Genomic DNA, 23,918 nt, shown 5'->3' with positions numbered 1-23,918 from the left:
TAATAGTTTAATATGGGTATTATTGATGAAAAATCATTTTGATGTGATTTTTAACAAAGTTAAAATAAATAATCCTATTTCATATTAATCTAATCATAATTTTTCGTACTGAGCTTTACATATTACATTTAAATTATTTTCATAAATTAGGTCACATGAAATACTTCAAAACGATCTCTTTATTTCTCACCCAATTACTGTTGTTTAACTGCAACGGATTGCGTACAAATTCCGGCTCCTATTCCGCTCCTTCAGTTTCTCCTGAATCCAGTGAGAAAAAAGAATTCGCAGACCTGATGGAAAAAGACCAAATCGATAAAAACAAGAAAACCGCCGAAGTGCTTACTTATCTTCTTAATGATACAGATCCTGCAGATCCCTACACGGTTGCGGTCATCGACAACCTGTCCGGGTGCAATATCATCGTAAGGCTGGTAGCGGTAAAGGGAAATGAAATTTACAATCTGCCGGTTCCGAAAAACAGCAAAAATCATTTTAAAATAGCCAAAGGATCTTATACGATGCGATCTAATGTATGCGAATCCAAATATTATTCTCAAAAATTGATTAATGAGCCGCTTATTCTGAAACTTTCTGCCCCCTGATTTTGCTAAATGAACCAAGAAAAATTAGTTCAGAAGATTAAAATGATAAAACTCATAAGGCATAATTTCCAGAAATGATTTAATTAGGATAAATTTGTCCTATTAAAAAACAACAAAAAGAATATTATAAATGAAACAGATTTTCACAACCTTTGCAGTGGCCCTTTTAACCCTTCAGGCGTGCAAACAGAACCCGACAGATTCATCGGCAAAGTCTTCCGAGAACACCATGGAAATTAAAGTAAGCGGAGAAACTGAAACCCAGCAGAAAGTAAATCCACCTACAGTTCCGGCACCCGTTGGCGACAGAGCTGCAAAAAAAGTAATTGTTCATCTGGAAGCAACTGAAGAAGAAGGCGAACTGGCCGATGGCGTTACCTACAAATTCTGGACTTTCAACAGTACAGTTCCCGGAACTTTCATCAGAATCCGCGTTGGTGACGAAGTAGAACTTCACCTGAAAAACGCAAGTAACAGCGTAATGCCTCATAATATCGACCTTCATGCTGTGAACGGTCCTGGTGGCGGTGCAGAAGCTACAAATGTGGCCCCTGGAAAAACCGCAATTTTTAATTTCAAAGCCCTTAATCCTGGACTGTATGTTTATCACTGTGCTGCTGCACCCGTTCCGATGCACATTGCCAACGGGATGTATGGTTTGATTTTAGTGGAACCTGCAGGCGGATTGCCAAAAGTTGACCGCGAATATTACATCATGCAGAGTGAATTCTATACCAAAGGAAAAACTGATGAAAAAGGTCTTCAGGACTTCGATCAGGACAAAGGTGTTGACGAAAACCCAACGTATGTAGTCTTCAACGGTAAGAAAAATGCACTGATGGGCGACAAAATGCTTGAAGCTAAAGTAGGTGAAACCGTAAGACTTTATGTAGGAAACGCAGGACCAAACCTTGCTTCATCTTTCCACGTAATCGGCGAAATTTTCGACAGAGTGTATGTTGAAGGTGGCTCTAAAATCAACGAAAACGTTCAAACCACATTAATTCCAGCTGGTGGAGCGGTAATCGTAGAGTTTAAAGTAGAAGAACCCGGCGAATATGTACTTGTAGACCACTCCATCTTCCGAGCATTCAATAAAGGTGCAATTGGAAAACTGAAAGTTACCGGAGAGAAAAATCCACAGGTTTACAATAAGGTTCAGTAATTATAAATCATCAATAAAAAAGAAACTGCTATGTACGCAATTTTAAAAACAGTCCTCTACTTCAGCGGTTTCTTTTTTATTTTACAAAGCTGCACAGAAACGGCTGCAGAAAACACCTCCAAAGAAGTAATCACACAAACAAAGGAAGTAAAAATAAATCCTGATGTGAAGATGGTTACCATAAAAGGAGGAAAATACCAGCCTTTTTATGGAAGCGACAGTGCTCTGGTAGAAGTTCAGGATTTTTTACTGGATGAAAGACCCGTTACCAACCAGGAATTTCTGGATTTTGTAAAGAAAAACCCCAAGTGGAAACGCAGCAATGTAAAAGCCATTTTTGCTGACGAAACTTACCTCAGAGACTGGCAGAATGACGAAACATTACCAAAAAATGCTGACCCTGATGCGCCCGTAACTTTTGTTTCCTGGTTTGCAGCGAAAGCTTATGCAAAAAGTGCCGGCAAACGCCTGCCTACCATGGATGAATGGGAATATGTCGCCATGGCCGACGAAGAAACTGCCAACGCCAGAAACAAACCGAATTATTCTGCACACCTCATCAATCTTTATAACGAAAAATTCAGGGAGCGGAACAAAGTAAAAATTTCAAAACCCAATTACTGGCGTGTCTACAACATGTTCGATCTGGTTTGGGAATGGACGGATGATTTTAATTCAATCATGACTACCAGTGATTCGAGAACCGGGGAGTACGATGACAAGGGACTTTTCTGCGCATCTGCTGCAACAAGTGCCACCGACGTGCTAAATTACGCTTCATTCATGCGCTATGCATTCCGATCGAGTTTAAAAGCGAATTATACCGTTGAAAACCTCGGGTTCAGATGCGCCAAAAACCTTCAATAACATGAAAAATATATTGCTCTTCCTTTTTTCGGTACTTACCATTTTATCGTGCAAAGAAAATACGGAACAAACTGCTCAGAATAAAGAAAATGCGAACAGTTCTATCTTTTTGCTCGATTCAAAATGGCAGAATCAGGATGCCGAGGAACTTCAGTTAAAAGATTTGAAAGGAAAGAATCTCGTCATGGTCATGATTTTCACCAGCTGCAGAACGGCGTGCCCTATTCTTGTTGGCGATATGAAGAAAATTCATGCTAAAATTGAAAAAAACAAACTGAAGGACACTTCACTGGTTCTTATTTCCATAGATCCGACGAACGATACACCAGAAGTACTGAAAAAATTCGCAGCAGAAAGAAATATGGATTCCGAACCGTGGATTTTCCTGAAAAGTGATGAAGAATCTACCCGCGAGTTTGCGAATGTACTTGCGGTGAAATACAAGAAAATTTCTCCAATCGAGTTTTCACACTCCAATATCATCAGTGTTTTCAACCGAAACGGCGAACTGGTAAGCCAGGAAGAAGGCTCCGGAATCAATTCGGACGCGGTCGCAAAAACCGTGAACGAACTTAAGTAATTTTTGAATGCGACTGTAATTGCATTCATTTTTCTTTGAGCCAGAAATACAGAACTATTTAACGCAATGCAGGGCTTTCATCACATCAATGTCCCGGCGTTCATTCTGCTTATCCAATTGATCGGCCTTTTCAAGCTCGATGCAAGCTTCTGGAATTCTGTTCAATTTAATATAAGCAAGAGATCGCCCATAGCTTGAATCTAAATTTTCTCCGCCAAATTTCACCATCATATCAATCGCATCTAAAGCCGCCAGAAATTCGCCATTTTCATAATACGTACTGGAAATCATATTGTAAATCTGTGGATTTTCGGGTTCTGTAATCGTCATCTTCCGGAAATTGATGATTGCTTCCTCAAACTTTCCTTGCTTCCTCAAAACATTTCCCATGCGTAAATAAAGGCCTGCATACACGGGGTTTTTCTCCTGGGCTTTCCGGTAATAGGCAATCGCATCTTCTGAGTTTCCCAGGTGAAATTCGCAGTCGCCCAAAATGGTATAAGTTTCCCAGGTTTTTTCTCCTTTTTCTAATAATTTAAGGTAATTTTCTTTTGTAGTAACAAAATCTCCTTTGCTCAACGCGGATAATCCCTGCCGCTTGAATTCTTTTTTAGATTGCCCGAAACACCAAGAAATTGTAAGCAATACAAATAAGACATTAAATGCTTTTCTCATTGATTTTTATTTGTAATACTATAAAATTATTTACCGAGATTGTCTTTAAAATCATCAATTCTCCAATTGGTTCCTGCATTTCCTTTTTCGATTTTTTCTTTGGAATATAAACGGAAATCGTTTTCTGTTTTTTCTAAAAGATAATCATAAGGACCCACTGACGAAATTAATTTCACCAAAACCGGAGAAATCTCCAGACAGATAAAAAGTCCCATGATGAAAGCTGCTGCGATGCCGATAATGGGAGTATTTTTTCCTAGCTCATCAAGCGCCTGCAGTCTTGCCGCAAACCCGTTGAATTTATCTTCGAAAGTTTCGGTTTTGTTTCTCTCCGTTTCTATATTGGTATAAACTTTAGAAATTTCTTTGTCTAAATATTCCAATCTTGGTGCGATCTGTTTTTGATAATTTTCCAAATCCTGGCGGCGCTGTTCTTTCAATTCAGATTTCCTTTTGGCATTGCTTCCGAAGCCCACTTTTCCTGATGTTAAGCCGCTTTGTTTCCCTAAAATTTCTTTTTCGAGCTCCACTGCGGCAGAGTCATATGATTTCTGATACGATTCAATTTTAGCAGAAATCTGTTTCTTTTCCGTTTCAAATGGTCCTGACTGCTGAAGGATTCGGCTGTTCATCTCCGCCTGAAGCTGCGTTTTATTTCTTTGGATGATGGTATTCAGCTGCTTATTGACTTCTTTTTCGAAAATCTTCAGTTCTAAAGGTTTAGAAATGATAATTCCTAAGAATGTGGCGAGAATTAGCCTCGGAAGTGCCATTAAAATCTGATTCCACCAGGTTCCTGTTTTTTTGATAGAGGACACAATATATCGGTCTAAGTTAAAAATCATCAGTCCCCATAAAAGGGCAAAAGCAATAGAAATCCAGATATCATCAAACACTGTAAACATGGCATAGCCCGCAGATAGTGTGGCAAAAATTGCCGTAAAGAGAACAATTCCGCCAATGCCTGCAAATTTATTCCATTCGCTGGGCGTTTTTCTTAAGATATGAATATTTCCGCCAGAACAGACGAGCAGAAACTTTTGAAACCAATTCATTTTGTGGTTTACAGGACTTATATTTTGAGGTGCTTTTTGCATTGATTTAAAGTAAATGTTGTTATAATTTTATACAATTGGTCTTTGAAAACGAAGCATTGTTACAAATAGTATTAGGTTTTGCCAAGTAAAAATTATTAGATATACACAAAACAATATTACTGATTATCAATTATTTAATAGTTATTAAGTAACAAAACGTCTGTAAGCAACCCATTAATTTCTCTTGAATTTGGCGATGATGCGCGCGGTTTAATACTGTCTTATGTTGAAGGATCTGGCGCTAATACAGCGGTTGCAGGAATATTTATAATGGATCCGGCTGATAAAAGGGTTAAATTAAAGCTGGCAGATGGCACGTGGCAAAATTTATCGGGCGCAGCACAAGTTACCAATTCAATTCTTAGTGCACCCAGCACTATTCAGGAAAATGCGACAGAACAGGTGATCATTGGTTCAACTTCAATAACTCCGGTCCAGGTTCCAGGTATTCTTGTGCATTCGGATCCCAACACAGCGATAATTTTACCAAAAGTACCTTCTCCACATCTAAATATTAAGAATCCGTCAGCTGGAATGATTGAATATGATTCCGGTGAGAAAATGCTGGCATTATTCAATGATACACAATGGGCATTTTGCAAGCCTTAGAAAATAATTTCTGCGAACACACTTCTCTTTCAACAGCTGTTGAAGAAATTTTTTTGCCAATAGAAAATACCGGTAGAAAATCATAAAACCGACTTTTATAATCTTAACCACGATTAAATTTAATACAATAATTTTCTAGTATTTGATTAACATAATATTTCAAATTAATGCATATATTTATCGCGGAAAAAATACGCGGAGTTTGAAAGGCCTTTTAACCCCTTAAATGCATGCAAAAACTTCCGAAAAAGTTACTGATCAATTTAAAACTTACAATGACCCAAAATTCTACCTATTCTTACCGAAAGTTATACCAGAAACTTATACAACTCACCTTATTTTTATTCACTATTTTTATTTTCGCTCAATCTGCACCACCTCCGGTAGAAGGCGATTACCGCTCAAAGATTACCGGTAACTGGACTGAAGTCTCTACCTGGGAAATATACACATGTACAGGTGGAGTTTGCGTATGGATTCCCGCCACTACGGTACCTGGCGTTGGCACAACAGCTACGGCGCAGGGCAATTATAATGTATTTATTACGCAGGGTACTGAAGTAACGGTGAATACAAGCCAAACTTATTATTTCGGGAATTTGTATATACTGGCAAATAATCCGGTTTTGAATGTATTTTCTTCTGTTTCCTCAGGACCCGATGTGGGAAGAATAAATTTAGAAAATGGCCCAATTGAATTTAAATTATTGGGCGATAATCAGAATATCTACATTTTTGGTGGTGTTTTCTACTTCAAAACACTTAGCGCTTCACTTGGGTTAAGGAGCGGAAACTCTATTGTCATCACAGATTACAACGCTCTGGGTACCGAAAGTGGTTTGGGATCCAATGGTCTGCAGCAATTGGGTATAACCTGTACCGGCGACCAGAAGATTAAATTTTATAACAGCGATGGCACCTTAGTAGAAACAGAGTATGGCGTTTGCGCTTCAAGTTCACCCTACAACTTTGTACAGCTAAACAATTTTGGAGGAAGTTTGGCTGCTCAACTGCAACTTTATCCCCTGAAAGTTTGTGTAGGCGATACCAAAACTCCTGTTAATCTTACAGCCCACTATACCGGACTTATTCCTCCCGGGAAAAATGTTACTTACGAATTAAAACTGGAGAGCGCACCTGCCGGGTACAATTTCCCCACCCTTAGCGGAACTTTTATAAGTCCGGGAGATGCGGCAAGCATTCCTGATCCCTCATTGGGACCTTTTGCGCTTGCTGGCGTTTATACTTATTCGCTTACAGTATCTTATCCTTTTGATGACACTTCTACTTCGCATCTGATATCTTCTACCAGGTCAGTTACGCTGGAGGTAAGCCCTGCAGGCTCTATCAATTGTGCTTGTTATAAAGATCCCGTGATTGATACTGTAAATAAGTACCCAACAAAACTAGGCATTACCGCATTGGGAAGCGCAGGAGCAACATCAGGTACGCCAACCGATTTCTGGCCCGAAAAAGTACAGGGGGGACATATCGCTCTGGAGTCCCGACACAAAGGATTCGTTATCAACAGAGTTGAAAATACAGGGGCAATCCTAATCCCGGTGGAAGGAATGTTGATCTTTGACATGAGCGATGGGCAACCGAAAATTTACACCGTGAAATCAGGTGATACCACACCGGCCTGGCATACCTTCACTACCCCAACCTGCCCACCTTTTTAATTTTTAATAAGACATGAAAACATTTTTCACCCTATCAGCATTTTTATTTTCTACCATAGTTTTCGCACAGGTAATTATTAACCCTGGAACTAAAACAGAGGTTACCAATTCATCAGTTTCAGTAGAATTCGGATCACAAGAGCGAGGTATTATTCTACCGTATGTGGAAGAATCCGAAGCTTTAAACGCTGTTCCGGGAACTTTAATCATGGATTACAAGGATCGCATTATGAAACTGAAACTGGGTAACGGAGCTTGGCAAAACCTAACAGGAAATGCCAATAAAACCAACGGATTTGTCAATACACTTTTAGCATTTCAAGAAAATCCCAACACAAAATCGATCATAGGGCCAACGACGGTTCCACAGGCACAGGTTCCGGGGATTCTTATCCTTTCAGATCCTAATAAAGCAATGATTTTACCTAAGGTAGCGTCGCCGCATTTAAACATTAAAAATCCTGCAGCAGGAATGATGGTTTACGATTCCGAAAACAAAATACTGGCAGTTTTCAACGGTACACAATGGTCTTTTTGGCAACCTTAGATCGGCACTGAAATGATAAAAAATCTCTTTCAAAATTTTTGAAGGAGATTTTTTTATTTCAAACGGTCCGGATTCTGTTTCAGGAAACTTTCCCAACCGGAATAACTTTTCTCAGAAACCGCATTTCCCGAGTTGAAGTGATGACATACCGCCACCGCCAGTCCATCGGAAGCATCAAGATATTTGGTCGGAAATTCTTTTAAATTCAGGAGATTCTGCAGCATACCTGCAACCTGTTCTTTACTCGCATTTCCGTTTCCGGTGATGGCCATTTTTATTTTCTTCGGCGAATATTCGGTGATCGGAATGTCACGGTGCAGCGATGCGGCGATTGCAACCCCCTGCGCGCGGCCAAGCTTCAGCATACTTTGTACATTTTTCCCGAAAAAGGGAGCTTCCAGAGCCACCTCATCAGGATGAAACTCGTCGATCAGCGCTAAAGTTTTATCGAAAATAACCTTGAGTTTGGTTTCGTGATTCGGATATTTTTTAAGAATAAGTTCGTGAATGGAAATCATTTCCATCTTTCCTTTCACCACAGAAATCAGCCCGAAACCCATAATGGTTGTTCCCGGATCAATTCCTAAAATAATTTTTTCGCTTTGCATTGCCGCAAATTTACACAAATCATCGCAACTTAAAAGCGATTTAATTTCTTCCGCATGGTTGATGAAAAATGTTTAATTTTAATAAAAATATACAAAATGAACCGAAAAGAATTTCTCGCTACCACATTCGCAGCAGGCTTAGGATTGGCTTTTGTGCCGAGTCTGGTAAACTGCAGTTCATCAAAAATTGTAAGTCAACAGTTGTTCGAACCCTTGAAGTTAAGTGCAGGAAACCTCGCAAAAGTTGTTGGCAATGTGAGCAGATATACCAATAAAGGCGGAACGGTGGGCATTTTTGAAACCAAAGACGGATTTGTGGTGATCGATTCTCAGTTTCCGGATTCCATCCAACCTGTTTTAGACGGAATTTCTGGTAAAGGAAAACCAGTACTTTACCTCTGCAACACCCATCATCACGGCGATCATACTTCAGGAAATATTGCTTTTAAAGATCCAAACACCAAAATAATTGCCCATAAAAGAGTACCTGAACTTCAGCGCCTGGCGGCAGAAAAAAGCAACAAACTCGCCGAGCAGCGTTACGCCAGCATTCTTTTCGAAGACCGTTACAAAATTGATTTAGGAAACCAGAAAATCACCGGTTACCATTTCGGGAACGGACATACTTTCGGAGACGTTATGTATCATTTTGAAAATGACAATGTTGTACATATGGGCGATCTGATGTTTACCAACATGATTCCTGTTTACCGAACAGCGGATGGTTCAGATTCACGGAACTGGATTAAAATTCTCGAAAAAGCGCAGGCGACATTTGATAATGATACGGTTTTTATTTTCGGCCACGGCAATAAACCGGAATTTACAACAGGCAACAAATCGAATTTAAAAGAAATGGCAAATTTTCTGGAAGCTTCCAATGAGTTTGTTTACGGCAATATGCTGGCCGGAATATCAACAGAGAAGATTCTTGAAAAACATCAGTTCATTCCCGGCTTTGAAAACAGAAAAACGCCTGAAAGATTCGCAGGATTTCTGGATGAACTAAGAAAAACACTTAGCTGATTATTTTAGTTCTGAAACGGCATTTTCAACGGCATCGACGATTCTTTTAACATCTTTATGAGGGTTAAAAATCACATTTTTTCCTTTCGATTCATCTGCAATATTCGATAAAATCACCACCGAAGTTTTGGTTTTCGGATAATAAATATTGAGCGACGGCGAACCTTTCACATATCCGGAATGAAAATAAGACTCTAATTTTCCTTCATCCATCATGATTCCGTACCCGTAGCCTACTTTCCCCAAAATTGGATGAGCGGTTTCTGAGGATTTAGTTTTTAATTTTTCGAGCGTTGCTGGTTTAAGGATTTTTCCGCCGAAAAGTGCGGCATTCCACCGGTGCAGATCTGAAGCCGTTGATAAAATGCCGCCGGCTGCGACAGATATTTCTTTTGAAGCTAACCTTTTTGGCATATTTGCAATTTTTTCAAATCGTACAGCATTTCCCAGATGCGCGCCAGCCAAATGGTTGCCTTCAAATAAATTTGCCGTGGAAGCATGCATCATTCCTATCCTTTCAAAAAGTTCTTTTGCATAGTGATCGAAAGTTTTTTCTGAAACCCTGGCTACAATTTCTCCCAAAAACCGATATCCTTTGTTGGAATAGTTAAAACTTTCTCCGGGTTTCGACTGAAGTCCGCTCCCAAAATCGCTGATTCCCGAAGTGTGGTTCAGCAACTGATGAACCGTAATATTTTCAAACTGTTTATTCTGAAATTCGGGCAAAAATTCAGAAACCCGGTCACCGGTATTTAGCTTTCCTTCATCTTCCAGCATTAAGATCATCACGGCTGTAAACTGCTTGCTAACCGAACCAATCGCAAAAACCGAATTGCTGTCAAGTTTAGCTTTCGTTTTAAAATCCTCAAACCCATTTTGTTTTTCATAAAGTTTTTCACCGTTTCGAATTACAGAAATACTGCCGTTAAATTTCGTCTTCGAAAACACAGAATCGATTTGCTGCGCCAGTAATTTTTTTTGGAAAGCGGTAATGGTGCTGTCAATAATGATATTCCGCTCCTGGGCGGCGGTGGCAGCAACTTTTACCGCATCAGATTTGCAGGAAAATAAAATTAAAAATAAAACGAGAAGACTACCGGGATAAATTTTTGATGACATATTTGAAGTTTGAGTTACAGAATTCTATGGAAAGCAAAAACCGTGTCAAGCATTAACTTTTAACACGGCTTTTAAATTTATAAGCAGTTAAAATTACATATTCCTCCTGTACATCCCGCCGACTTCAAACAGAGCGTTCGTAATCTGACCTAAAGAGCAGTATTTTACCGCTTCCATCATCAGTTCAAAAAGATTCTCCTGATTAATGGCGCCGTGCTGCAGTTGTTTTAGAGCATTTTCAGTGTTTGCGGCATTTGCGTTCTGATAATTTTCCAGATTTTTGATCTGCAGTTGCTTCTCTTCTTCTGTTGAACGGATTACTTCACCCGGTAAAACCGTTGGTGAACCATCTTTGCCAAGGAAGGTATTCACCCCGATAATTGGATATTCGCCGGTATGTTTCAGCCATTCGTAATGCATGGATTCTTCCTGAATTTTGGATCGCTGGTACATGGTTTCCATAGCGCCCAAAACGCCTCCACGTTCGGTAATTCTGTCGAATTCAGCATAAACTGCTTCCTCCACTAAATCAGTAAGTTCCTCAATAATGAAAGAACCTTGTAAGGGATTTTCATTTTTCGCCAACCCGAGTTCCTTGTTGATGATCAACTGAATTGCCATCGCTCTTCTCACCGATTCTTCGGTTGGTGTGGTGATCGCTTCATCGTAAGCATTGGTGTGCAGCGAGTTGCAGTTGTCATAAATCGCATACAATGCCTGCAAAGTAGTTCTGATGTCATTAAAATCGATTTCCTGCGCGTGAAGCGAACGCCCGGAAGTTTGTATATGGTATTTCAACATCTGGCTTCTTTCGTTGGCGTTGTATTTTTCGCGCATTGCTTTTGCCCAAATTCTACGTGCAACACGGCCGATTACCGCATATTCCGGATCGATCCCGTTTGAGAAGAAAAAGGATAAATTTGGAGCAAAATCGTTGATATCCATTCCGCGACTCAAGTAATACTCAACATAAGTAAAGCCGTTTGCAAGCGTAAATGCCAACTGCGATATCGGATTAGCACCCGCTTCAGCAATGTGATAACCGGAAATCGAAACCGAATAAAAATTCCTCACTTTTTCTTTAATGAAATATTCCTGAACGTCGCCCATCAATCTCAAGGCAAATTCAGTAGAGAAAATACAAGTATTTTGCGCCTGATCTTCCTTCAAAATATCCGCCTGAACTGTTCCACGAACTGTTGCGATGGTTTCGGCTTTAATTTTAGCATAGGTTTCTGCATCTAAAATTTCGTCGCCGGTAAGTCCTAATAATTTCAAACCTAAACCATTATTAGAAGGCGGAAGTTCGCCGCTGTAAACGGGTCTTTTCAGACCTTTATCATCAAATTTTTCTTTTAATCTCGCTTCAACTTTGTCCCAAAGATTATTTTCGTTAATGTATTTTTCGCAATTCTGATCGATGGCTGCATTCATAAAAAACGCGAGCAGCATTGGCGCGGGACCATTAATTGTCATCGAAACAGAAGTCATGGCGTTCACCAAATCGAAGCCCGAATACAGTTTTTTCGCATCATCCAGAGTAGCGATCGAAACTCCGGCATTCCCGATTTTTCCATAAATATCTGGCGGAAAAGCAGGATCCTGACCGTAAAGCGTCACCGAATCGAACGCGGTAGAAAGTCTTTTGGCATCCATTTCTGCGGAAACGTAATGAAATCTTCGGTTGGTTCTTTCGGGTCCTCCTTCTCCGGCAAACATTCGCGTAGGATCTTCACCGGTTCTTTTGAACGGATAAATTCCGGCGGTGAAAGGAAATGCTCCGGGAACATTTTCCTGCCCTTTCCAACGAATTAAATCGCCCCAATCCTGGAATTTCGGCAAAGCAATTTTCGGAACCTTAAGTCCTGAAAGCGATTCTGATTTTGTTTGCACCTTAATTTCTTTACCGCGAACGAAGTACGAATAAGTATCCGCCTGCAGTTCTTCTTTGAAATGATGCCAGCCGTGCAGAAAAGCAGCATTTTCTTCAGTAAGCTCTTTTTTTGTTTTCAGGAAAACCTTTTCCAGTTTGTCACGCGTATGCTGATCGTCCTCAATAAGCACCCTGGAACCATCAAGGAGGTACATTTTCCTGGCAATAAGCACCTGATTTTCTACCTCTTTATCGTAATTTCTGTTGGTTTCTACAATTTCAGAGAGATAACGCACTCTTTTTGGAGGAATAATGGTAGTGTCATCGGACACATTTTGCTCTACATAGCCGCTTAAATTAAGGCTCTCAAACTTTTCATTTACTTTTTTAATCAGTTCGTTAAAAAGTTCCGTAGTTCCCCAATCGTTGAATTGGCTGGCTTTTGTAGAATATACAGGCATTTCTTCCAAAGGCTTCTCGAACAGCAGATGATTTCTCTGAAACTGTTTTTTCACTGCTTGCAGTGCATCCAAAGCTCCGCGTTTGTCGGATTTATTTAACGCAACTAAATCTGCATAATCAAGCATGTCAATTTTCTCCAATTGGGTTGAAGCACCATATTCCGGGGTCATCACATACATGGAAACATCAGCAATATCGGTAATTTCTGAACCAGATTGCCCAATTCCGGAAGTTTCGAGAACGATGACATCAGGTTTTGCTATTTTTAAAATATTTAATGCGGAATGAATGTGCGGCGACACGGAAACGTTGTTCTCCCTAGTTGCCATAGACCGCATATAAACGCGCGAATCATTAATCGAATTCATGCGAATTCTATCTCCCAGAAGTGCACCTCCGGTTTTCTTTTTGGAAGGATCGATGGAAATGATGGCGATTTTTTTCTCCGGATTGGAACGTAAAAATCTTCTCACCAATTCGTCGGTTAAGGAGGATTTTCCTGCGCCACCGGTTCCGGTAATCCCAATAATCGGAATGGTCGAATCCTTTGCTCTCTCGTCGATTTCTTTTACTAAATCCGGTTTCGTTTCGGAGAAATTTTCTACTGCGGAAATGACTTCAGCAATTGATTTTGAATCTTCAAATTTAATTTTATCTAAATCTTGAACGGTAATGTTTTCACCAGTCGGGAAATCGGATTTTTGCACCAAATCATCGATCATTCCTTGCAAACCGAGTTCCCGGCCGTCATCAGGAGAATAAATTCTGGTCACGCCATAATCCATCAAATCTTTGATTTCTTCAGGCAAAATAACGCCGCCTCCGCCACCAAAAATCTTGATGTGAGAAGCGTTTTTTTCTTTTAATAGATCATAAATATATTTAAAGTATTCGTTGTGACCACCTTGATAAGAAGTTAAGGCGATTGCGTTGGCGTCTTCCTGAACCGCGCAGTTTACAACTTCTTCAGCGGACTTATCGTGGCCGAGGTGAATGACTTCTACACCAGTTCCCTGAATAACGCGACGCATGATATTGATGGCAGCATCGTGTCCGTCGAACAGTGCGGCGGCGGTAACGATACGGATTTTGTTTTTTGGAGAATATTTTTGGGTTTCCATAATTGAATGTTCGAAGATTCCAAATATAATCAATTCTTAAAAACTTAAAAGGCGCTTATATATTTTTGATTGCTAACGAATTAAATAAAACACCGATCGAATGAGAATCTCTTTTTTTCAGAAGCAATGCGAAATCCTGTATACATTACCAAAATTCATCGCATAGCATATAAATAAGTTGGTTTCAAATTTTTAATCTTTATTTTTGCGGAAATATTATTTTTATGCAGCGCGCGATTATCTATTTTTTAGCCGGAACCTTCGTGAGTTTTCTTCTGAATTATTTTCTTCTGGGAAGTCAAGGTTGGGCGCTGGATCTTTATTATGGTTTTGCATTCGGGGCTGCGTGGGGAATGGCGTATTTTCTGGATGACGAAAAATTCACCTTGTCTCAGAAGCTTGGAATCTCGTTTGTTGGAATGGCGCTTTTAGTAGTGATCGGTACTACTCTCTTCGATTTGGAAAAAGCGGTGCCTTCGGTGATAAAATTCTCAATGGTTTTTGTCGCGTATTATGTTTTTGCGAGTTTCAAAAGTTCGAAATCTTTAAGAAAATAAAATATTCAGTCCTATCCTAATTTTTTTTAGAAATTTCCTTCTGGATCAGTTTTTATGACCATTATCTCATCATAAAGCGAATAATTACCATAATTACGTGCAAAAGTAAACGCAAGCCGAAAACTCTTATCAGCCTCTTCAACAACGTCTGAACCTGCAATAATATGAGGAAAATCGTTATAATATTTTTTCCAGATTGTATTTCCCCTGGTATCAGTCAGGAAGTAGGTTCCAGATTTACCTTCTTTCCCTATAAAGAATAAATTACCTGAAGTAGTTTCGACTACGGAATAAAACATATTATACATTTGTGCCGGACTATAAATTGTTTTTGCCCATAACTCCTGTCCTTGTTTATCAATTTCGATAATTTTCTGAGAACTGCTTAGTAGATAATTCCCGTTCTTTCTTTTAATCAGTTGATGACCAAGGTTCGTTTCACTATTGTGAAATGTTTTTTCAAAAATCGTAAAACCATCTGTATCGGTCTTTCGAACATAGAAAGCCTGTCTCGACATATTCGAATTAGAATTTAGACCTGAAACATCAAGATCACCATATACAAGGAGCTGATTATCCTGTAAATCAACATCTATAAATCTTAGATACATTGATTTGCTACCAGTTTCTGTAAATGTTGATCCGTATTGCTTTTCCCAAATATATGCACCGTCCTTATCTAATTTTGTAATCATACCTTTTTCGTGGGTTTCATTGGTAATATCGGCCAATGTTCCTACTACATAAATATTATCTTCCGCATCAACGGTAAAAGAATTGATCGTAGAATCTCCATAACCATTATCATAGGTAGTAATTCTTTTTTTCCATCTTAATACACCGTCAAGATTTAATTTTGCCACGTAATAGCTGGCAGTCAGGATTATTTCACCATTAATCTCTTTCATCTTAAAGGTTGGTGGCGAACTTTCGCATGGGATATCATAACCTTTCCTCCAAATTAGATTTCCATTGTAATCGATTTTAGTTAAATATACCGAGTAACCTCCAAAGGTCCCTTCATAACCACCTATAAGATAATTTCCATCTGATAATTTTAAAATGTTAACTGCAGCACCATACGTCTGATCCGATACTGGAAAATTATAATATTTAACAAAAGTCAAGTAATATTTTTTAGTTTGAAACGTAAATGGTTTAGCGGTGATATTTTTATGAGAATCAGTTGCTATAATTTTTCCGCTGTAATTTTTCAGTTCCTCTAAATTTTGGAACTTATAGCTTTTAGAATCAGAATTTTGCAAAACGGTTCGTCCCTCTAATTCAACACTATATTTCACTTCGTCATTTTCAGGGTCAATGGCTGAATCCCATCTTATGTATGCAGAATTATGCGAAATACTATCTATCTCAAATTTTACTATTGATGGGGGTTCATTAATTTCCACTTTTGGCGTTTGTATTTCTTCTCTTTCGGAACATGAAACTACAACCCATATAAATAAGAACATATAAAAATACTTCATAACTTTTTCCGCTAGTTAACCAAATATATGAATTATTACCGAAGATGCCTAAAAAATAAACTCTCTGGCGTACATAAATTCCGATTATTTTAAAAGCGATTATCTGCATGAAATTAGATGATTCTAGCACAGTCTTTTTAAGTTCTTTATTTAATAAAACCATCATTTTCAAAACGTTAGAATATTCTTTCCTAAAATATTTTCAGTTCCAAAAAAAATCTTTACCTTTGCACACCCTATTTAGGGAAAATTATGTTTAATCGTTAAACGAAAAAGTGTGAATACATTAAGTTACAAAACCGTTTCAGCTAACAAAGCTACCGCTAATAAAGAATGGGTTGTGGTAGACGCTGAAGGACAACCGTTAGGAAGACTAGCTTCTAAAGTTGCAAAGATTTTGAGAGGAAAGCACAAAACGAATTTTACGCCTCACGCAGACTGTGGAGATAACGTAATCGTTTTGAATGCTGGGAAAGTAACCCTTTCCGGGAACAAGTGGGCTGACAAGACTTACATTTGGCATACTGGATATCCAGGTGGTCAGAAGTCGATGACTGCTCTTGAACTTCAGAAAAAAGATTCTTTAAAAGTATTGGAAAAATCTGTAAAAGGTATGCTTCCAAAAAACAGATTGGGATCTCAGTTATTCAGCAACCTTTATTTATATGAAGGAACTGAACACAAACATGAAGCTCAACAGCCAAAAGTTATTAATATTAACGAATTCAAATAATTAATATGTCAATAGTTCATAAAATCGGAAGAAGAAAAACTTCAGTTGCAAGAGTTTATGTGAAACCAGGTTCTGGAGTGATCACGATTAACAAAAAGGATTCTAAAGACTATTTCGGTACTGATGTATTGGTTTACAAAATCAACCAGCCATTTTTGTTGACAGAGACTGTAGGTCAGTACGACGTAACAGTGAATGTTTTCGGAGGTGGAATTACAGGTCAGGCAGAAGCAATCAGACTGGGAATTTCCAGAGCAATGTGCGAAGTAAACGAAGAGTTCAGAGGATTATTGAAACCTCACGGATTGCTTACAAGAGATGCAAGAATGGTGGAGAGAAAGAAACCAGGTCAGAAGAAAGCAAGAAAGAGATTCCAGTTCTCAAAACGTTAATCAAAAAGATTCGAGAAACGAGAAACGAGATTCGAGACTTTCAAAAATCTTTGTTCTTGGCTCTTGGTTCTATTATCTAATCAAAAAATGCCCCGTTTAGTTTAGCACCCAAACTCTTCTCCCATCTAAAGAAAAGTTGATTGCGAAAAAGCGGAACGTAAACTAAAAACAAAAAAGCGACATGGCAAAAGCAAATGTTAAAGACCTTTTAGAGGCAGGTGTACACTTCGGTCACATGACCAGAAAGTGGAATCCAAATATGGCTCCATACATTTTCATGGAGAAAAACGGTATTCACATTGTAGACTTACATAAAACAGCAGTAAAATTAGACGAGGCGTGCAACGCTTTGGAAAAAATTACTTCTGCAGGCAAAAAAGTTCTTTTCGTAGCTACAAAGAAACAAGCGAAAGAAGTGGTGGCAAAACACGCTGCTGATCTTAATATGCCTTATATTACAGAAAGATGGCCTGGTGGGATGTTAACAAACTTTGTTACCATCCGTAAAGCTGTTAAGAAAATGAACCACATCGATAAAATGAAGAAAGATGGTACTTTCGAAACTTTATCTAAAAAAGAAAGACTTCAGGTTGACCGTCAGCGTGCTAACCTTGAGAAAAACTTAGGCTCAATTTCCGATATGGTGCGTCTTCCGTCAGCAATTTTCGTTGTTGATATCATGAGAGAGCACATCGCAGTAACCGAAGCTAAAAAATTGGGTATTCCTGTTTTCGGTATCGTAGATACCAACTCAGATCCAAGAAAAGTAGACTTCGTAATTCCTGGAAACGATGATGCTTCTAAATCTATCGATATGATCTTGAGCGTAGTTTCATCATCTATCAAAGACGGATTGTCTCAAAGAAAAGCTGATAAAGAAAAATCTAAAGAAGAAGGAGAAAAAGTATCTGCTGATGCAGATGCAGATTTCGATACTGCTGCTGAATAAGATTTAATCTTCAATACAAGAAAAGCTCAGATTAATTTCTGAGCTTTTTTTATGTTTAAACGAAAATAATTTTAATAACTAAAATTGAATCGAAAATAGTTACTTAATTCTAAATTTAAGATAAGTAATGGTTTTTCCTTTTGCTGAAAATAACCCCTCGTAATAGGTTTTTATTTCTCTTAAAAGTGGCGTTCCCGGCTCGTATTCCGGCGCTCCGTAGATGTCATGATGGGCAGAAATAATCTCGTGGCCTTGCCCCTGCAGCAACCCAAGTGTATATCCGTGCAAAAATTCTGAATCGGTTTTCAGATGAACGATACCATCCTTTTTCAGAATTTTTTTATAACGCTCCAGAAAATCCGGGTGGGTCATTCTGTGCTTTGTTCTTCGGTATTTTATTTGTGGATCGGGAAAGGTAATCCAGATTTCATCCACTTCGTCGTGATCGAAAAAACAGTCTACCAGTTCAATTTGTGTTCTCAGGAAAGCCACGTTGTTTAGTTTTTTTTCCACCGCTTCTTTGGCTCCAAACCAAAATCTGGCTCCTTTAATATCGATGCCAATAAAGTTTTTATCGGGGAAGGATTTTGCTAAACCTACGGAGTACTCCCCTTTTCCGCAACCCAGTTCCAGTACGATAGGGTTATGGTTTTTAAAGACTTCGGATCTCCATTTTCCTTTTAAAGGATATTTATTGAGTGCCTCTTCTCTGGTTGGCTGAAATACGTTCGGAAGTGTTTTGTTTTCGGCAAATCTTGCCAGTTTATTTTTACCCATTTTCTACATTCAAAAACGTGCAAAAATAAATAAAATTGTTCAAGGCTTATTTTTTTTCCTGAACTTTAACTTATTTATAACTACTGGTTTCCTAATGCAACCATCACCGCTTTCTGAACGGTTTTCTGCGATGCATACTGGGCACCACAAACAAGGCTTGTGAAAAGATAATCGCCTTTGGCAACCACAATGGTATTATCGCTTTGCGAAGGTATTGCGAGCCTGTATTTGGTGTTACCAATACCTTCGATTCGCATGATAATATTACACTTCGATTTGTTTTCGATGAGTACGATGCTTTCTTTACTGTTCGGATCGTTATCAAAGAGAGAATTCAGGATTTTTACGGTATTGTTTTTATGTTCAATAGGATTTACCGACATCAGCATCTCGAATTCCGCCTCTTCCGGATTTACGTAACCGGATGATGCGCCGCCCGCAGATGTTGACGGGGCTGAAACACCGGCATTGCCGTAAACTTTGGTTACATAGTTACCTGGTTTCTTTGCGCTCTCTTCGCGGTATTTTGCAATTTGCTTCTGGCGGATGCTTTCGTTCATCTCGTCGAAACTTATTCGTGTGGAGGGTTTTCTACGCAAAAGTGCGAGCTTTTCCTGAAAATCCTTCACCCTTTGGTCTGATGGGTGTGCTGTTTTAATATATTCATTCAGCAGTTTTACGAGCCGGGGTTTCAGTACAGATCGTTTGGGGTCATCGGGATGCGCTATGCGCAGATAAGAATCGATCTCGTAAATATTGTTACTGCGGAGGATGTTGGTGTAATCTTTCCCCTTACGCTGGGCAGAGAGATTACAAAGTGACAACAACATTAAAAAACAAAATAAATTTTTAACAAACGACATTCAGTAAAATTTATGAGTTAACATAAGGCAAGGACACTAAAACGGCAATAAAATACCATCATCCTTAAACGCGCCGCCAAATATAAAACTTTTAATTTAACATAAAAAATTAAAAATCACGAAAAATCACTTTGCAGCCTCCATTAAGTGCGAATTCCGCAATCGGCGCTGGTAAATTGGCAGATATTTTTCAATGTAAAGTGATACCGCTTCGTAGTTATTGTGCTGCACGTAAGGCAGGATATTATCTGAAGTATAAACGAACTGCAGGAAGTTATCGATATAATTCGCGGGTATTTTCAGGTTGGTAAAATATTCAGTTCCGAAATAATTCCTTATTCCGGCCACAGCTCCATTCATTGTTTCGTATTGCTGGGCTCTTTCCTTCTTTTTCCGGTCACCGGAAAGAATGTCGTAGATACTTTCCAGGCTGAATGTAAGACCGCCGCCCGCAAAACCAGCTACGGGAAGTTGGGGTGGCGTACCATCCCCTTTCGGAGCCGGCAGGCCAATCATTTTCTGCAGGGCCATATTTTTTTCACCGTTTTTCAGGGAGCTTACGTCTTTCCGCAGGTTTCCTGTAGGCTTAAATTTACTGATTACCACCTCCTGAATGTCGTAATACGCAATCTTCAGTTCCACGAAATTACTTACATTCTGAAGGTCTTCAGCGGTAACGGTGACGTCTTTTCGGTCGGTAACAATAGAAGTAAACCTGATGACATCGCCAGGTTTTGCCGGAATCCTGAAAGCCCCGAAATAATCGGTATAAACCGTACTTTGAGAAGTGAGGTTTGTTACATACACCTGATTCAGGTAATACACCGACTTATCTCTGATGATAATTTCTCCGGAAAAAAACTGGGCCTGAACTTTAAAAATCAACAGTAAAGTGGCGAGCAAAAAAGACTTCTTCATATACACGGCAAAAATAAATGAAATATCACATAACGCACCGTGATAAGATGGTATTTTACGGTTAAAGTTAGGTTAAATGGAAGATAAAACTGTTAAAAAATCCCAAAGGATCAACGGCGTAAACCGCACTGAGGATGTTTTAAATGCACAAAAAAATCCCCGGTGGTATTCCGGGGATTAATTTCTATAAAAGATGAAAATTATTTTTTGATAAATTTCACTTGGTTTATCTGTCCGTTATTATCTACGGAAATCATATAAACTCCTTTCTCTAACTGAGACACCTGTACTTTACCATTGGTAACTTTACCTTTAGATACAGCCTGACCAGCCATGTTGTAAATGGTATAAGAAGCTTTATCAGAAACTTTAGTAACATTTAGCAAATCGATTGCAGGGTTTGGATATACCTGAACAGCACTTGCTTTTACATTATCATTTACGCCCAAAGTAGGTGAAATCATTACTGCATAATCTTCTACTTCCCCGTAAGTATAACTACCGCAAGGAGTCATTTGAGGAGTACTGAATTTTAAAGCAACCCTCATTCCTACCGGTTTATCTCCGGAATATGCATCTGCAGGAACCGAGAAAGTATCGGTAACAGGAGTTGTTTTATCACCTGAAGTAGACATTACAAATTCATCATCATCAAAAGTTCCGCTTCTGTCGAAGTCGATCCAAACCGTCACCGCTTCGTTGTAGATTGTTCCAGTCCAGGCTTTGGTAACAGAAATAGTGTTGTTATTTGTTCCTTTTGCCAAACGTACCAATCTTGCAGGATCAGAAGAATAATTGGTGTAAGTTGAAGCACCTGATGAGCTGTCCACACCAGCTGCACCTTCAGCGGTAATCTTTACATTAGAGATATACTCATCACTTGAGTTGGTTGATGTGAGTGTACAGTACTGAAGATTTAATGTTGTGAAGTTAGTTACCGCAGTATACGTGCCTGTTGTACCTGAACATACAGAAGCAACCTGAACATTATAAACTGTACCTTCATCTAAATTCGTGATGGTGTAAGTGTTGGCCGATACCGGAACTTCAGTCCAAGTAGCATCAGCAGCTTTTTTGTATCTCACGATATAGGTTGCACTTGCGATAGGATCCCATGCAACAACTGCAGAAGCGGTTGTAACACCAGTGACATTAAGTCCTGCAGGAGCAGTACCGTCGCACGCAACAATTGCAGAAACTGTAACCGGCGCAATAGCGTAGAATACGTTTCCGATTGCTGAGATTCTAACTTTCAGCGCAGTATTTGTTGGAAAAGATGCGAAACTGAAATCTTCACTTCCGTCATTTGGTGTAGAAGCAGCAAGCTCCGTCCAGGTTGCACCATTATCCGATGTATAATCAATCTTAACATTAGCAACGTTGAAAGGCGCAGCGTTTGTTCCAACAACATCCCATGTCAATGGTCCCGGAGCATTGTTATATACTTTAGTAGAAGTAATTTTAAACGGTCCGTTTGCGTGTACGGTCACTTTCTGTAAAGCAGACTGTGTTTGCTTCTGAGTAACATCTGCATTATTATCGCGTACGGTAACGCGGAAGTTGGTTGTTCTAGCTACGGTAGAAACCGCTTCCCAATCAGCATTGTTTTTAAGATTTCCTGCTAAAACGGTAGAAAACTTAGGGAAATAACGCGTAGGACTGGCCGTAGGAGTCCAGGATCTAAAAGTAGGTCCGTTGGTTAAAGTTCCAAGGTTGGCAATGGTAGTCGAAGTACTTGCATTGTCAACTTGCTCCCAAGTATAGGTTAATGGATCACCTTCCGCATCGGTAGCCTGCGCTGTCAAAACAAAAGCGGTACTTTTCGGGATGGTAACATCTGCCATCGCAGTAATTACTGGTGGATTGTTGTTCACTGGAGTTTCAATATCACAAGTTTTTGCGATAAGGTTGTTCTGCACCTGAATGATTGAGTTAACGTGGAAATAAGCATCAGAATGCTGCTGAACATTCTGGCTGGTAATTCCCGCATAACCCATGATGGTAGAACCTGAACCTGGTTCAACATTCTGTCCTGTACCTTCTAAACCATGAGAAAAAGTATGGTTTGCCCCAAGCTGATGACCAATTTCGTGAGCTACATAATCGATATCGAAGTTGTCTCCCATTGGGATCCCGTCTGCCGGAGAAGTAATTCCCGAGCCTTTACCGTTTCCTGTTGGTACACCAGAAGTATTTAATGGTGGACTTATACAAACACAACCGATACAACCAGCATTACCACCACCACCAGAAGCACCAAACATGTGTCCGATATCGTAGTTAGCTTCACCAGCTACTGCTGTAATTGCTTTCTGAGCAGAAAGGTTCCAGCTAGAAAGCGTAGTTGAATATGGATCGGTAGCAGGATCCGGATAAATCAATCCCGGGAAATCCTGAAGAATCAGGTGAAGACCAAAATCCATTTCAAAAATACCGTTACATCTTGTCAATGTTGCGTTAATTGCAGTCATTGCACCTGCAACACCTCCAAAATACTGGGTATATTCACCGTTTGTGGTCATCGCCAGACGCATGGTTCTGTATTTTTTATCAGAAGCCTTACTAAAATCTGTTGGATTATTGGTAAAAGACTTTCCGGACATATACATTTTGTCCATTTGTGCCTTGGTCAAAGGAGCTTCACTTGTAGAACAAACAAAAGCTTTATCTTCTTCAGTTTTATTGGTTTTTGGGTGAACACCGTATACTGTTTTTGAAGTATTCTGAGGCTCAATGAATTCATACTTGCCGTTTCTCACGATCATCGACTGGAAATCATTCGGCGCTACACTGAATCTTACAATCGCATTAGGATCATCAATCCCTACTCCAACATACGACCCTAACTGGTATCGGTCTGCAATAGATTTTACTACTACAGGAGAGCTGTAGACTGCAAATCTCTCAATTTTACCGTTAAGTGTTGGGAGTTTAATTTCTACGGGTACAGCGTTGCTGCCGGTTTCCTGCGCATTGGCAAGTTTCGATCTCATTGCATTAAGATCCAGGGAATAATAACTCTTGACGTTTGACGCCGTACGAATTTTCTCACCTTGCATCGACGTGGGGCTCCATTGGGCAAATGCAGCCGTTGTCATCAATCCGCAAAGTAAAGAAGTAAAAATTCTCTTCATAGATTAATATTTTTTTATTGAATTAATCCCAAAAGTAATTTTTTTTTCCAGACCGTCAAAATAATAATGATA

At 39.3% G+C, this 23,918-nt stretch carries 22 protein-coding genes; 12 read left to right on the top strand and 10 right to left on the bottom strand.

What is annotated here, in order from left to right; genetic code table 11:
* Nucleotides 1–155: 155 nt before the first annotated feature.
* The 4 genes from CDW55_RS10330 to CDW55_RS10315 all read left to right on the top strand — a co-directional run bounded on the left by CDW55_RS10330 (nt 156) and on the right by CDW55_RS10315 (nt 3,217).
* The gene (locus CDW55_RS10330) at nt 156–605 is read left to right on the top strand and encodes a DUF6759 domain-containing protein (protein WP_088469688.1); all 450 of its coding nucleotides are present in this window, start codon (nt 156–158) and stop codon (nt 603–605) included.
* Between the two features lie 130 nt (nt 606–735).
* Nucleotides 736–1,770 carry a copper-containing nitrite reductase gene (gene nirK, locus CDW55_RS10325; protein WP_088469687.1) on the top strand — a complete coding sequence of 345 codons (1,035 nt, stop codon included), beginning with the start codon at nt 736–738 and terminating at the stop codon, nt 1,768–1,770.
* A 30-nt stretch (nt 1,771–1,800) separates the two neighbouring features.
* A complete protein-coding gene (locus CDW55_RS10320) occupies nt 1,801–2,637 on the top strand; it encodes a formylglycine-generating enzyme family protein (protein WP_088469686.1) in 837 nt (278 codons plus the stop codon).
* Between the two features lies 1 nt (nt 2,638).
* Nucleotides 2,639–3,217, top strand: coding sequence for an SCO family protein (locus CDW55_RS10315; protein WP_088469866.1), 579 nt, complete (start codon nt 2,639–2,641; stop codon nt 3,215–3,217).
* Nucleotides 3,218–3,271: 54 nt separating this feature from the next.
* Here the strand turns inward: CDW55_RS10315 and CDW55_RS10310 are convergent, their stop codons facing one another.
* The gene (locus CDW55_RS10310) at nt 3,272–3,892 is read right to left on the bottom strand and encodes a tetratricopeptide repeat protein (RefSeq protein WP_088469685.1); all 621 of its coding nucleotides are present in this window, start codon (nt 3,890–3,892) and stop codon (nt 3,272–3,274) included.
* A gap of 26 nt (nt 3,893–3,918) precedes the next feature.
* Nucleotides 3,919–4,989, bottom strand: coding sequence for a DUF4407 domain-containing protein (locus tag CDW55_RS10305; protein WP_088469684.1), 1,071 nt, complete (start codon nt 4,987–4,989; stop codon nt 3,919–3,921).
* 270 nt (nt 4,990–5,259) lie between these two features.
* On the opposite strand from CDW55_RS10305, the gene CDW55_RS10300 reads away from it, so the two are divergent.
* From CDW55_RS10300 to CDW55_RS10290, 3 genes are all read left to right on the top strand, one after another.
* Nucleotides 5,260–5,598: a hypothetical protein gene (locus tag CDW55_RS10300; RefSeq protein ID WP_088469683.1), complete on the top strand. Its 339-nt coding sequence runs from the start codon at nt 5,260–5,262 to the stop codon at nt 5,596–5,598.
* 275 nt (nt 5,599–5,873) lie between these two features.
* Nucleotides 5,874–7,280 carry a hypothetical protein gene (locus tag CDW55_RS10295; protein ID WP_143756220.1) on the top strand — a complete coding sequence of 469 codons (1,407 nt, stop codon included), beginning with the start codon at nt 5,874–5,876 and terminating at the stop codon, nt 7,278–7,280.
* Nucleotides 7,281–7,293: 13 nt separating this feature from the next.
* Nucleotides 7,294–7,827 (top strand): hypothetical protein, encoded by a 534-nt coding sequence (locus tag CDW55_RS10290; protein WP_088469681.1) that lies wholly within the window; start codon nt 7,294–7,296, stop codon nt 7,825–7,827.
* A 53-nt stretch (nt 7,828–7,880) separates the two neighbouring features.
* Here the strand turns inward: CDW55_RS10290 and ruvC are convergent, their stop codons facing one another.
* Nucleotides 7,881–8,435, bottom strand: coding sequence for a crossover junction endodeoxyribonuclease RuvC (ruvC, locus tag CDW55_RS10285; RefSeq protein ID WP_088469680.1), 555 nt, complete (start codon nt 8,433–8,435; stop codon nt 7,881–7,883).
* Nucleotides 8,436–8,531: 96 nt separating this feature from the next.
* Here ruvC and CDW55_RS10280 point away from each other — a divergent pair, with 96 nt between their 5' ends.
* Nucleotides 8,532–9,461 carry an MBL fold metallo-hydrolase gene (locus CDW55_RS10280; RefSeq protein WP_179285935.1) on the top strand — a complete coding sequence of 310 codons (930 nt, stop codon included), beginning with the start codon at nt 8,532–8,534 and terminating at the stop codon, nt 9,459–9,461.
* Here the strand turns inward: CDW55_RS10280 and CDW55_RS10275 are convergent, their stop codons facing one another.
* Both CDW55_RS10275 and CDW55_RS10270 read right to left on the bottom strand, forming a co-directional pair.
* A complete protein-coding gene (locus tag CDW55_RS10275) occupies nt 9,462–10,580 on the bottom strand; it encodes a serine hydrolase domain-containing protein (RefSeq protein ID WP_088469678.1) in 1,119 nt (372 codons plus the stop codon).
* A gap of 93 nt (nt 10,581–10,673) precedes the next feature.
* Entirely contained in the window at nt 10,674–14,036 is a 3,363-nt protein-coding gene (locus tag CDW55_RS10270) for a methylmalonyl-CoA mutase family protein (protein WP_088469677.1), read from the bottom strand.
* A 224-nt stretch (nt 14,037–14,260) separates the two neighbouring features.
* Between CDW55_RS10270 and CDW55_RS10265 the strand changes: the two genes are divergently transcribed.
* Nucleotides 14,261–14,593: a hypothetical protein gene (locus CDW55_RS10265; protein WP_088469676.1), complete on the top strand. Its 333-nt coding sequence runs from the start codon at nt 14,261–14,263 to the stop codon at nt 14,591–14,593.
* Between the two features lie 26 nt (nt 14,594–14,619).
* Here the strand turns inward: CDW55_RS10265 and CDW55_RS10260 are convergent, their stop codons facing one another.
* Nucleotides 14,620–16,065, bottom strand: coding sequence for a hypothetical protein (locus tag CDW55_RS10260; RefSeq protein ID WP_143756219.1), 1,446 nt, complete (start codon nt 16,063–16,065; stop codon nt 14,620–14,622).
* A gap of 292 nt (nt 16,066–16,357) precedes the next feature.
* Between CDW55_RS10260 and rplM the strand changes: the two genes are divergently transcribed.
* From rplM to rpsB, 3 genes are all read left to right on the top strand, one after another.
* A complete protein-coding gene (rplM, locus tag CDW55_RS10250; protein WP_027376676.1) occupies nt 16,358–16,813 on the top strand; it encodes a 50S ribosomal protein L13 in 456 nt (151 codons plus the stop codon).
* 5 nt (nt 16,814–16,818) lie between these two features.
* On the top strand, nt 16,819–17,205 hold the full coding sequence (rpsI, locus tag CDW55_RS10245) for a 30S ribosomal protein S9 (RefSeq protein ID WP_088469673.1): 387 nt from the start codon (nt 16,819–16,821) through the stop codon (nt 17,203–17,205).
* 181 nt (nt 17,206–17,386) lie between these two features.
* Entirely contained in the window at nt 17,387–18,154 is a 768-nt protein-coding gene (rpsB, locus tag CDW55_RS10240) for a 30S ribosomal protein S2 (protein ID WP_088469672.1), read from the top strand.
* A gap of 99 nt (nt 18,155–18,253) precedes the next feature.
* Here rpsB and trmB read toward each other — a convergent pair whose 3' ends face one another.
* From trmB to CDW55_RS10220, 4 genes are all read right to left on the bottom strand, one after another.
* Entirely contained in the window at nt 18,254–18,931 is a 678-nt protein-coding gene (gene trmB / locus CDW55_RS10235; protein ID WP_088469671.1) for a tRNA (guanosine(46)-N7)-methyltransferase TrmB, read from the bottom strand.
* Nucleotides 18,932–19,011: 80 nt separating this feature from the next.
* Nucleotides 19,012–19,761, bottom strand: coding sequence for a DUF6759 domain-containing protein (locus CDW55_RS10230; RefSeq protein ID WP_228399643.1), 750 nt, complete (start codon nt 19,759–19,761; stop codon nt 19,012–19,014).
* Nucleotides 19,762–19,920: 159 nt separating this feature from the next.
* Complete coding sequence (locus CDW55_RS10225) at nt 19,921–20,712, bottom strand: hypothetical protein (protein WP_088469669.1); 792 nt, start codon at nt 20,710–20,712, stop codon at nt 19,921–19,923.
* 200 nt (nt 20,713–20,912) lie between these two features.
* Complete coding sequence (locus CDW55_RS10220) at nt 20,913–23,846, bottom strand: reprolysin-like metallopeptidase (protein WP_088469668.1); 2,934 nt, start codon at nt 23,844–23,846, stop codon at nt 20,913–20,915.
* Nucleotides 23,847–23,918 lie beyond the last annotated feature (72 nt).

Origin of the sequence: Chryseobacterium sp. VAUSW3 (genome assembly GCF_002205795.1) — a bacterium.
GTDB classification, from domain to species: domain Bacteria; phylum Bacteroidota; class Bacteroidia; order Flavobacteriales; family Weeksellaceae; genus Kaistella; species Kaistella yananensis.
The sequence above is the reverse complement of the archived record's forward strand: the minus strand, read 5'-3'. Positions and strand labels throughout refer to the sequence as shown.